This window comes from Streptomyces sp. NPDC059957, assembly GCF_042730015.1.
In the GTDB taxonomy this organism is placed as follows: domain Bacteria; phylum Actinomycetota; class Actinomycetes; order Streptomycetales; family Streptomycetaceae; genus Streptomyces.
In genome coordinates, this window is record NZ_JBHWMB010000026.1 from 19099 (window position 1) to 31057 (window position 11959).

The window sequence follows — 11959 nt, forward strand, 5'->3', positions numbered from 1 at the left end:
CGGTCTCCCGCTCCCGCTCCAGCAGCCAGCCGCGCTCCTCGATCGCCGCCCGGTGCGCCGCGCGGGCCCGCAGGAGCGCCACGGTCAGCCCGAACCCGGCCGACACCGCACCCACCGCGGCCACCACGGCAGCGACCACCCACCCCGTCGTCACAGCAACTCCCCCTCCCCCGCCCGTGATCATCGTTCCAGGATTCTGTCACCCGACCTTCGCAGGCACCCCGTGTAGTCCACATCCCTCTCCCGGTTCCGTCCCGCGTACATCCCCAGGATGACCCCGCCGCCCGTTTACATCCGGGGGGTGACGCGGCCCGTCCGACCGGCCTTCTAGGTTCGTGCCATGACACCTCATCACGACAGCGCCGGCCAGGTCGTCGTCCGACTGGACCGCGTATCGAAGGAGTACGGCGACACGCTGGCCCTCGACGCCCTGTCCCTGGAGATCCGCCGGGGCGAAGCCGTCGCCGTGATGGGCCCCTCCGGCTGCGGAAAGTCCACGCTGCTCAACATGGTGGCCGGCCTGGACCGGCCGACCGCCGGCACGATCAGCGTGCACGGCCAGGACCTCGGCAGCCTGACGGAGACCGGCCTCGCCCTCTACCGCCGCCGCGACGTCGGCATGATCTTCCAGTTCTTCAACCTCATCGACGATCTGCCGGCGCTCGACAACGTCGCGCTGGCCGCCCAGCTCACCGGTACCTCCGCGCGCCATGCCCGCCGCCGCGCCCTGGAACTCCTCGACGAGCTCGGGGTCGCCGACCGCCGCAACAACTACCCGACGACGCTCAGCGGCGGAGAACGCCAACGCGTCGGTGTGGCACGCGCCCTGATGAACCGTCCGGCGCTGCTCCTGGCCGACGAGCCGACCGGCGCCCTCGACAGCCGCTCCGGCGAGCAGGTGATGGACCTGCTGATCGACCTCAACCAGATCGGGCAGACCCTCCTCATCGTCACCCACGACCCGCACCTGGCGACCCGCTGCGCCGGCCGACTCGTCGAGATGGCCGACGGCCGCGTCGCCCGCGAACGCGCCCTGGACGGCCGAACGCCGGAGGACCAGACGCCGGACCCCCAGACGCTGAACGTCCAGACGCCGGACGCCCAGACGCCGGAGGGGCAGACGGGGCACGGCCAGGCGCCCGACAGCGAGACCCTGGAGCGTTCCGCATGAGCGCCGTCTGGCGCGCCTCCCGCGCCGCCGTGAAACGCCGCAGGGTCCAGACCTTCGTCATCGGCCTCGTCGTCCTCTGCTCCACCACGACCGTCCTGCTCGCGCTCGGCCTGCTCGCCGCCGCCTCGGGCCCCTTCGACAAGGCCTACACCGCGCAGCGCGGCGCGCACACCGTGGCCACGTACGACCCGGCGAAGGTCTCCGATGCCCAGCTCGCGCGGACGGCTCACCGTCCGGGGGTCGCGGCCGCGGCGGGCCCGTTCCCTCAAGCCGTCATCGACGTACCCACGGACTGGCTCGGGAGTCCGCCGGGCCCCCTCACCGTGGTGGGGCGCGCCGATCCGGCGGGGCCGGTGGACCGCGTCGAGATGCGGCGCGGGCGCTGGGCCGAGGCGCCCGGCGAAATCGTCGTCAACTGGACCACCACCGGCACGCCCGACGCCGATCTCCTAGGCACCAGGCTGGAGGTACCCGGGCGCCCGACGCTCACCGTCGTCGGATTCGCGACGAGCATGAGCCAGTCGGCCGCCGCCTGGGTGACGCCCGAGCAGGCCGCGGACCTCCACCCCACGTCCACGCAGATGCTCTACCGCTTCACCGACCCGTCCACCGGCGCGCACCTGCGCGATTCGCTCGCCCGGGCGACGGACGGACTTCCCGCGGACTCACTGACGGCCGCGCAGGGCTACCTCACCCTCAAGAAGGCCTTTTCCGCCCGCGCGGACGCCTATCTGCCCTTCATCGCCCTCTTCGGTGTCCTCGGCCTGCTCGTCTCCGCGCTGATCGTCGCGAACGTGGTCAGCGGCGCCGTGGTCTCCGGCAACCGGCACATCGGCGTCCTCAAGGCCATCGGCTTCACACCGAACCAGGTCGTCGCCGTCTACCTGACGATGGTCTCGGTCCCCGCCGTGGCCGGCTGCGTCCTGGGCACCCTGCTCGGCAACGCGCTGGCCGCGCCCATCCTGCAGATCGCGTTCTCCGGCATCGAAACGGGGATGGCGGGCGTGGGCAGCGTCCCGCCCTGGGTCAGCCTCGCGTGCCTGGCCGGGATGCCCGCCCTGGTCCTGCTGACCGCGCTCGTACCGGCCCTGCGCGCACACCGGTTGCCGGCCGCGCGGGCCATCAGCGCGGGCGGCGCGCCCCGGCCCGGGCGCGGGCTGCGCGTCCAGCGCGTGCTCGCCTCCTCGCGGCTGCCGCGCTCCGTCAGCATGGGTCTGGGCCACCCGTTCTCCCGCCCCGGCCGCGCCTTCATGACCACGGCCGCCATCGCCCTGGGTGTCACCACGGTGACCCTGGCAACCGGTCTGACCAGCACGATGGTCTCGTACGCGCAAACCGCCCGCGGTCCCGGCGGAACGGTGGTCTACGTCATGGTCGGCGGCCACGGCGACAACCGCAAAGAGCCGCTGCTGAGCGATGCGCAGATCGAGGGACGGCTGTGGTCGCTGGGTGCTCAGGAGGTACGGGCCCGCGCGCTGACCCAAGTCGGCCTGGTCGGCTACGCACAGCCGGCGTTCGGGACCTTCTACCGGGGGAGCATCTCCCCGGCCGGCGCCGCGTTCGTGGAGGGCCGGCCGCCCAGCGGACCCGGTGAGATCGCCGCGGGGCCCGCCTTCCTCACCGAACGCGGGCTGGCGGTGGGCGACAGGGTGACCCTGGAGGCCAACGGGAGGCGGGCGACCGCGACCCTCGTCGGCCAGCTGATCGACAGCGACGCGCGCTCCCTGGAATCCACGTGGGAGACCCTCGGGCAACTCGCCCCGGACAGCAGCGCGATCGAGTACACCGTCCGGCTCGCGCCGGGCACGGACGCCCGCGCCTACGCGGACGCCGTCGACGCCGCCGACCCCGGGCTGCACGCCGAGGTCGAGGACTCCGCCAAGGTCAATGCCGCCACCACCACGGTCGTCGGCTTCTCCTCGGTGTTCTCGGTCCTGCTGGCCCTCGTCGCCTCGCTCGGCGTGTTCAACACCGTCCTGCTGAACACCCGCGACCGGCGCCGCGACCTGGGCATGCTCAAGTCGATCGGCATGACCCCGCGCCAGGTGGTCGCGATGACGGTGACCTCGGTGACCGGACTGGGCCTGGTCGGCGGGCTGCTCGGGATCCCCCTCGGGATCGCCGGGCACCGGCTCGTCGTGGACAACGTGGGCATCGTCGCCTTCCCGGAGTCGATGAAGGACGTCTGGCACGCGCCGCAGCTCGCCGGCATGCTGTGCGCGGGGGTCGCGATCGCCGTCCTGGGCGCACTGATCCCGGCCCGCTCTGCGGCCCGGATGACCATCGCCTCGGCCCTGCACACCGAGTAGGGCCCGCAGTGGGCCCCGCCAGGCTCAGCCCTGCGGGGCCCACCCGGCCCAGCAGGCCGACCCGGCCCCTGCCCGGCCCACCCCGCCTACCCGGCCGACGGGGCCTCGGCCGGCTCCCCGGCAGCCGGCCCGCCCTCCGCCGAAGCCTCCACGATGCGCCCGTCGCGCAGCTCCACCACCCGGTCCGCCAGCTCCATCAGCGCCGGGTCGTGCGTGGCGACCAGCGCCGTGACCCCCTCGCTGCGCACCACCGCGCGCAGCAGCCGCATGATCTGCCGGCCGGTGTCGGAGTCGAGCTGGCCCGTCGGCTCGTCGGCGATGATCAGATCGGGCTCGTTCGCGAGGGCCCGGGCGACGGCGACCCGCTGCTGCTGGCCGCCGGAGAGTTCGCCGGGGCGCTGCTCGGTGTGTTCGGAGAGGCCGACGAGAGCGAGCAGGGTGCGGGCCCGTTCCTCGCGCTGCTTCGCCGGTATTTTGCGCAGCCGCATCGGAACCCCGACGTTCTCGGCGGCGGTCAGAGCGGGGATCAGGCCGAAGGACTGGAACACGAAACCGATCCGGTCGCGGCGCAGTGCGAGGCGGCCGTCCTCGTCGAGGCCGGCCAGATCGGTGCCGTCGAGGGCGACGCTGCCGCCGGTCGGGGTGTCGAGGCCGCCGACCAGGTTCAGCAGGGTGGTCTTGCCGGAGCCGGACCTCCCCTTGAGCGCGGTGAGTTCGCCGCGGCGGACCTCGAAGGACACCCCGCGCAGGGCGTGCACGGCCTGCCGGCCCGTCCCGAAACTGCGCCGCACGTCGTCCACGACCACCATCGGCGGCGCCCCGGCGTCCTGCCGCGGTCCGGGTCCCGGTTCCTGTCGCCGTTCCTGCTCCCGGCCCTGCTCCGTCTCCTGGTCCTGGTCCTGCGTCATGCTGCGGCTCCCCCTCCAAGCTGAAATCGGCGTTCTTGCGGTCCCGCCCCCACGATTTGTTCATCCGTTGCACTGCTCACGCAAGTACCTTCCGCTCACTGTTCGAATCTGGCAGCATCGTCCGGTATCCGGGGCCACCAGTCCGGTGCGGGGGAGGAACAGGCACATGCTCGGCTTCGTCGTGCGCCGGCTGCGCGGGCGATTGCCGCTCGCAGCCGCTGTTTTGCTGACCGTTTTGATCACCACGACCGTGCTCACCGCGCTCTTCGCCTTCACCCGCGGAGTGGGCGACGCCGGACTGCGCCAGGCCCTCCAGGGGCCCGGCCTCTCGCGCGGCACCGTGCTGGTCACCGGTTCCCACCCGGCGGCCGACCGTGCCAAGGACGACGAGGCGGTACGGAGCTTCGCGCGCGGGCTGTTCGGCCCCCTCCCGACCGGTGCCGAGAGCGTGGCGCGCAGCCGTTCGTACGGGCTGCCCGGCCCGCACACGCCGGGCAAGGACGCCGATCTGACGCTGCTGGCGGCCTTCGCCAAGGAGCGCGTACGACTCCTCGCGGGCACCTGGCCGCAGCCCGTCGCGGGCCCGGTGTCCGACCGGGGCGGCCCGGTTCCCGTGGCCGTGCCGAAGGCGGCCCTGGACCGGCTCGGGCTGGCCGAGGGAGCGCTGCCCGCGCAGGTGCGGCTCGACGACCGGTACGGCGGCTCCCCGCTGACCGTGCTGGTGACCGGCGTCTACCGGGCGGCCGAACCGGACTCCCCGTACTGGCGGCTCGATCCGCTCGGTGCGCGCGGTCTGCAGGTCGCCGGGTTCGCCACCTACGGGCCGCTGCTGGTGGACGATTCCGCCTTCACCGCGGGCGGGCTGGTCCAGGACAGCCGCGCCGTGCTCCTCACCGCCGACTTCTCCACCGTGGACGCGGCCGGGGCCGAGGCGGTCCGCGGCCGGGCTGGCAAGGCCTTGAAGGAGCTCCAGGCGAATTCCGGGCTCGCCCCGTCGACCGAGCTTCCCGCGCTGCTCGGGGAGTTGCGCTCGGGCCTGACCGTCGCCCGCTCCACGCTGCTGGTCGGCGCACTGCAACTGGCCGTGCTCGCCGGGGCGGCGCTGCTGCTCGTCTCGCACCTGCTGACGGAGCGCCAGGAGGGCGAGCGCGCCCTGCTCGCCGCGCGCGGCGCCTCCCGCGGGCGGCTCGGTGTCCTCACCGCGGCGCAGTCGCTGCTGCTGGCACTGCCCGCAGCCCTCCTCGCGCCCCTGCTGACCCCGCCACTGCTGCGGCTGCTCGGCGGCTACGGCTCGCTGGCGCACGTCCCGTTCACGGTCGACCGGAGCTGGCTGCTCTGGCCCGTCGCCGCGGGATGCGCCCTCGGGTGCGTCGTGCTGACCACCCTCCCGGTGGTCCTGCGGGGCGCGGCGGCCGCCGCCCTGCACCGGACCGGCCGCCGCCAGGCGCTCGTTGCCGGCGCGGCCCGCTCCGGCGCGGACCTGGCGCTGGTGGTCCTGGCCGTACTCGCCTACGAGCAGCTCTCCCGCTACGGCGCCGGCGGCTCCGGCCCGGCCGCGCGCTCCGACGGGCTGTTCGGCGTGGACCCGGTCCTGGTCGCCGCCCCGACACTGGCGCTGTGCGCGGGCACCCTGCTGGTGCTGCGCCTGTTGCCCTTCGCGGCGCGGCTCGGCGCCCGGGTCGCCGCCCGGGGACGGGGTCTGGGTCCGGCGCTCGTCGGCTGGCAGCTGGCCCGCCGGCCCGGACGGGCCACGGGGCCGGTGCTGCTGCTCGTACTGGCCGTCTCCAGCGGGGTCCTGGCGCTGGGCCAGCACACCGCGTGGTCCGCGTCCCAGCGCGACCAGGCCGATTTCACCACCGCCGGGGGCCTGCTGATCTCCGAGAGCGACCTGCCGGCGCTGGGCCGGGGCGGCCGGTACGCGGCGCTGCCCGGCGGGGAGCGCGTCCTGCCGGTGCTCCGTGCTCCGCAGCAGCTGCCGGGCGGGCGGCCCGGGCAGCTGATGGCGCTGGACGCGGCTGCCGCAGCCGACCGGCTCGCCCTGCGGGCCGACCTGCGCGACGGGCGCCCCCTGCGCGAGCTGTTCGCCCCGCTGGCCGCCTCCCCCGCCGCCGCTGTCGCCTCGATCCCCCTGCCCGGCCGGCCGCAGCGCATCGACCTCTCGGTCTCCGTGCGCTCCACCGGCGCGGGCGGCCGCCCCGGGCTCGGGCTGCTGCTGCGCGACCGGTTCGGCATCACCTACCGGGCCGCGATGGTGCAGCTCCCGGAGAGCGGTGACGCCACCGTGTCCGTGCACATCGGCGCGATGCTCGGCGCCCCCATCGGATCGGCCGCCACCCCGCTGAGCCTGGCCGGGCTCGTGTTCTCGTACGACCGCGAGGGGCCGCTCCCCGGTGTCGACCCGAATGCCGATCCGGGTGCCGGTCCCGGCTCCGGCGAGGCCGGCACGGCGGTCAAGATCTTCGACGAGCTGACGGTACGCGGCCTCGCCGTCGCGCAGACCCGGGACGGCGCGGCGGCGCCGGTCGCGGTGCCCGCACCCGACTGGAAGCTGTCGGCGCCGCCGCTGGGCGACGGCTCCCCGGCGGCCGAACTGCTCTCCGGCTCTGAGCCCGCGCCGGGCGTCCCGCCCCTGGTGAAGCTGCGCTACCGGGACGGTTCCGGTGAACGCGGAGGCGTCCAGGCCGGCCTGACGACGGGTCCCGCGCCGGCCGCCGAGATTCCCGGGATCGCCACCCGGGCGTACATGTCCGCGATCGGCGGGACCGTGGGCGATCTGGTGCCGGTCAAGCTGGACGACGTCACCCTTCCGGTCCGGGTCACCGCTGCGGTCGGCTCGCTGCCCGTGGCCGGCGACACCGCGATCGCCGTCGACCTGGACACCGCCGCCCGGCTGCTCGCGGCGGGCGGCCGGGAACTGCCGACGCCCCGCGAATGGTGGCTGCCGGCCGCCTCCGCCGACGACCCGGCCCCGGCCCGCGCCGCCGCGGAGCTGCGCTCCGGCGCGGGCTCGCAGCAGGTGCGTCTGCGCGAGGAGGTGGCCGACACCCTGCTGGACGATCCGCTCAGCGCGGGCCCGCAGGGGGCGCTGGCCGCTCTCGCGGTGGCCTGCGCGGTGCTGGCGGCGATCGGCTTCGCCGCCTCCGCCGCGGCCGCCGCCCGGGAGCGGGCCCGGGAGTTCTCGGTGCTGATGGCGCTGGGTGCCCGGCGCCGGGACCTGGCCCGCTCGGCCACCGCCGAGAGCTGCCTGCTGGTGGGTCTCGGCACGGCGGTCGGGGTGGGGCTGGGCGTGGTCATCGTCCACCTCGTCGTACCGCTGACCGTGCTCACCCCGGCCGCCGGCCGCCCGGTGCCCGAGGTGCTGGTGGACCTGCCCGCGGTGCGGACCCTGCTGCTCGCCGCCGCCATCGCCGCCGTACCGCTGCTGTCCGCGGTCTTCGGCGGCCGGCGCAATCAGAACCGCTCGAAGCCGGCCGACCGGCTGCGGCACGTGGAGGACATATGACCGGGCCGGCCGCGACCAACGCCGACCGGCGCGCCCCGGACGCGACCGGCGCGCAGGCACCGCAAGGTTCCGCCCCGCGCGCCGTGCCCCCGCCCGCGCCCTGGGTGCGGACCCGGCTGCGCGCGACCCCGCTGAGCGCCCTGCTCGGCGCGGCCCTGGCCTTCGTCGCCGTGCTGCTCTCCGCGGCCCTGCCGCGCGCCATGGACCGGGGTACCGACCAGGCCCTGCGCTCCTTCCTGGAGTCGCGCGGGCCGGCTCAGACCAGCCTGTACGTCAGTGCGCGCCCCCGCTACGGGGAGCAGAGCCCGCAGAACCTGGACGAGGTGCTGGCGACCCTGGTCTCCCGTACCGCGCCGCATTTCGCCGTCGCGCCCTCCGGCGCCGTCCACGGGTCCGCCGCGGGTTCCCGGCCGCTGGCCAACCGCGGTCTGACCGCCCCCGACGGACTCCCGCCCCAGTTGGGCCTCTACCACCTGCGCACGGCCTCCGAGCACGTCCGCCTGGTGGAAGGACGCTGGCCGGGCGCGCCGGGCCCGGCGCCCGGCAGCCCCGTACCCGTGGCGCTGTCGCAGAGCGCGGCGAAGACCATCGGCGTCCGGGTCGGCATGGTCCTGGAGACCACCGCCGGCCAGGCCATGACCACCGTGAAGGCGGAGGTCGTCGGTCTGTACGCCGCGAACGACGACGCCGAGGACTACTGGACCGACCACACCTGCCTCACCCGTGCCTGTCTCACCCTGACCCCGACCCATCCGCCGCAGTCGTTCTGGAGCACCGACGCCCTCGTCGGGCAGGAGTCCCTGGGCCGGCTCCACGAATGGGGCGAGACGGACACCGAGGACTTCTGGCGGATCCCGGTGGACACCGGAACGCTGCGGGCCGACCAGCTCCCGGCCACCGCCAAGGCCGTCGCCTCCTACGTGACCGGTCCGACAGCGGCGCGCCTCACCCAGGAGACCGGTCGCAGCGATCTGCGGATCACCTCCCACCTGCCCGAGCAGTTCACCCTTGCCGAGGCCCGGCGACAGGCCGCCGCACCGCTCGCCGCGATGGGCCCGGCCGGGGTCGCCGGAGTGGCGTTCGTGGTGTTCTGTCTGGCGGCCGGGCTCACCGGTGACCGGCGGGAGTCCGAGCTGCGGCTCCTGCTGGCCCGCGGCGGTTCCCGCGCGGGCATCGTGGGCCGGCTGCTCGCGGAGAACGCCGTCACCGTCCTGCCGGCCGCCGCCCTGGCGACGGCGCTCGCCGTGGTCCTGCTGCCGACCCCGCGCTCGGCGGGCACCCTGCTGGCCGCTTCGGCCGCCACGCTCCTGGCGCTGCTGGCCGTCCCCGTACGGGCCTTCGTGCTGCTGTCGCCGAAGCGCCCGCCGGGCCCCCGGCGGCGGCTGGTCGCCGAGCTGCTCGCGCTGGCGGCCACCGCGGCCGCCGTGTTCGAGGTCCGTTCGCGCGGGGTGGCCCCGGCCGGCGCCGGGGTGGACCCGCTGCTGGTGGCCGCCCCGCTGCTGCTCGCACTCTGCGGCGGCCTGCTGCTGGCCCGGCTCCAGCCCGCCCTGGTCGGGGCGCTGGCCCGGGCCGCCGGGCGGGGCCCCGGGCTGATCGGCTTCCTCGGGCTGGCGCGCGCCGCGCGGGGCACCGGGGGCCGGGCACGTCCGTCCGTACTGCCTCTGATCGCGATGCTGCTGGCCGTCACCACCGGGGGCTTCGGCGCCACGGTGCTGACGGGGGTGGCCGACGCCCGGTTCGAGGCGGCGCGCGCGGCAGTCGGCGGCGACGCGCAGCTCTCGGCGCCCGGCGGCACGCTCCCGGACTCCGTGACGGCGGCGGCGTCCGCGCTGCCCGGCGTACGGTCGTCCGTGAAAGTGTGGACCGACGACAACGTGTTCCTCTACGGCACCAAGACGGGCAGCACCCAGATCTCCGTGGTCGTCGCGGACCCGGTGGAGTACGCGAAACAGTCGGCGGCGGCCGGGGCCGGCCGGTTCGATCCGGCACTCCTGGCGGCCGGAGCCGCGGGCACCTCGGGCGCGACGGTGCCCGCGCTGATCAGCCGGGACCTCGCCGACGACGACACCTCCGGCTTCCAGCTGCGGCTCGAGAACGGCGGGGAGCTGAAGCTCTCGGTCGTCGGAGTGGTCACCGGTACCCCCGCCCGGCCCGGCACCAAGTACACCACCGTGGTGCTGCCCGCCGCCCAAGTGCTGGCCGCCGTACCGCAGATGGGCCTGCCCAACACCTGGCTCGCGATCGGTCCGGTCGACCAGCACCGGCTGGAGCAGGCGGTCCGCACCGCGGAGCCGGCGGCCGCCGAGGAGCTCTACCGCATCCGTACCAGCTCCGCCGCGGCCGCCGAACTGGGCTCCGACCCGCTCCAGCGCTCCGCCGAGCGGTTGTTCTGGGCCTCGCTGGCAGGAGCCGGGGGCTTCGCGCTGCTGGCGGTCCTGCTGACCCTGGTCCGGGCCGCTCCCGACCGCGCGGCGCTGCTCGCGCGCCTGCGCACCATGGGGCTGCGGCCCCGGCAGGGGATCTGGCTGATCCTGGTGGAGTCGGTGCCCCTGGCCTTGGCCGCCGCACTGGGCGGCGCGCTGCTCGCGGCGGGCGCCGTCGGGCTGCTGGGCCCGGCCGTGGACCTGTCCACGCTGGTCGGCACCCGGGTGCCGGCCGGTCTGCAGATCCTCGTCACGCCCGTACTGACCCAGGCCCTGGGCCTGGCCGTCCTCGTCGCGGGGGCCGTGCTCGCGGAGGCGGCGATCTCCGGCAGGCGACAGATCACGACCGAATTGAGAGCGGGAGACCAGCGGTGAACAGCGATCAGCCCACGTACGAGGAGCTGCGGCAGCAGGCCCTGGCCGCCGCCGAGCCCCGCCGGCACGGCGCGGACACGGCCATCGCCTGCGACCGCCTGGTGCGGATCTTCAGTACGGACGGGGTCGAGGTACAGGCCCTGCAAGGGCTGGAACTGACCGTGGCGCAGGGCGATCTGATGGCCCTGGTCGGTGCGTCCGGCAGCGGAAAATCCACCCTGCTGAACATCCTCGCGGGACTGGACGTGCCCACGGCCGGCACCGCCAGCGTCGGGGGCTACGACCTGCTGGAGATGTCGGCGCGCGACCGGCTGCGCTACCGGCGCGAGGCGGTCGGCTTCGTATGGCAGCAGACGGCCCGCAACCTGCTGCCCTTCCTGACGGCAGCGCAGAACATCGCCCTGCCGATGCAGTTGAAGGGCAGCCGGCGCGCCGCCGCCAAGCGCCACGCGGTGCGGACCGGCGAGCTGCTCGAAGCGCTGGAGATCGGCGATCTGGCGAACCGCCGCCCCGCCGAGCTCTCCGGCGGCCAGCAGCAGCGCGTGGCCATCGCGGTGGCGATGGCCAACGATCCGTCGGTGCTGCTCGCCGACGAGCCGACGGGCGAGCTGGACTCCGAGACGGGCGGGGCGATCTTCGAGGCCTTCCGCACCGTCAACCGCGAACTGGGAGCGACCGTGGTCATCGTGACCCACGACCCGCTCGTCGCGGGCGAGGTCCGGCGCACGGTGGCGATGCGCGACGGCCGCACCAGCAGCGAGGTGCTGCGCCGTACGGTCACCGACGAGCACGGCGCCGAGTCGGTGAGCGAGCGCGAGTACGTGATGCTCGACCGGACGGGGCGCGTACAGCTCCCGCAGAAGTTCCTGGAGGCCCTGGGCATGGAACACCGGGTGGCGGTGGACCTGGCCCCTGACCACATCGAACTGCGCCCGGACGACGCGCACGCCACGGCGGCGGACGGCGGCGATGGGCAGGAGTCGGCCTCGGGCTGAGACACGCGAGGATCCCGGTCCGGCCTCCCCGGAGCCGGGTTCAGCCCGTGCGTCGTTTCCGGGCCGCCTCGTCCGCCTCTTCGCGGATGTAGCGGAACATCCGGACCAGCGGCTCTCCGGGGAAGACCTCGCGGACGGGTTCGCAGTCCTGGAGCCGGAAGGGCGCGGGGTCGATCGGCGAGCTCCGGCGCGGCCAGCCATGTGGTGAGCGCCTTGGTCTCCGCGGTGGTGGGAGCGCCCGGGCCGGTGGCGCGCGAGGCCAGCCAGCCGACGCTG

General features: G+C 75.1%; 6 protein-coding genes. 5 read left to right on the plus strand and 1 reads right to left on the minus strand.

Annotated features, from left to right (window positions below):
- Positions 1 to 340: 340 nt before the first annotated feature.
- Positions 341 to 1171: an ABC transporter ATP-binding protein gene (locus tag ACFWBW_RS19070; RefSeq protein ID WP_385373876.1), complete on the plus strand. Its 831-nt coding sequence runs from the start codon at positions 341 to 343 to the stop codon at positions 1169 to 1171.
- The gene (locus tag ACFWBW_RS19075; protein ID WP_385373878.1) at positions 1168 to 3480 is read left to right on the plus strand and encodes an FtsX-like permease family protein; all 2313 of its coding nucleotides are present in this window, start codon (positions 1168 to 1170) and stop codon (positions 3478 to 3480) included. The genes ACFWBW_RS19070 and ACFWBW_RS19075 overlap by 4 nt, the downstream gene beginning before the upstream one ends.
- A gap of 86 nt (positions 3481 to 3566) precedes the next feature.
- Here the strand turns inward: ACFWBW_RS19075 and ACFWBW_RS19080 are convergent, their stop codons facing one another.
- Positions 3567 to 4289, minus strand: a complete 723-nt coding sequence (locus tag ACFWBW_RS19080; protein ID WP_385373998.1) for an ABC transporter ATP-binding protein — start codon at positions 4287 to 4289, stop codon at positions 3567 to 3569.
- A gap of 265 nt (positions 4290 to 4554) precedes the next feature.
- Here ACFWBW_RS19080 and ACFWBW_RS19085 point away from each other — a divergent pair, with 265 nt between their 5' ends.
- From ACFWBW_RS19085 to ACFWBW_RS19095, 3 genes are read left to right on the plus strand one after another with little or no spacing between them, the layout of a single operon-like run.
- Positions 4555 to 7890, plus strand: a complete 3336-nt coding sequence (locus ACFWBW_RS19085; RefSeq protein WP_385373880.1) for an FtsX-like permease family protein — start codon at positions 4555 to 4557, stop codon at positions 7888 to 7890.
- Positions 7887 to 10688, plus strand: coding sequence for a hypothetical protein (locus tag ACFWBW_RS19090; RefSeq protein WP_385373882.1), 2802 nt, complete (start codon positions 7887 to 7889; stop codon positions 10686 to 10688). Before ACFWBW_RS19085 ends, ACFWBW_RS19090 begins: the two co-directional genes overlap by 4 nt.
- Positions 10685 to 11683, plus strand: a complete 999-nt coding sequence (locus tag ACFWBW_RS19095; RefSeq protein ID WP_385373884.1) for an ABC transporter ATP-binding protein — start codon at positions 10685 to 10687, stop codon at positions 11681 to 11683. Before ACFWBW_RS19090 ends, ACFWBW_RS19095 begins: the two co-directional genes overlap by 4 nt.
- Positions 11684 to 11959 lie beyond the last annotated feature (276 nt).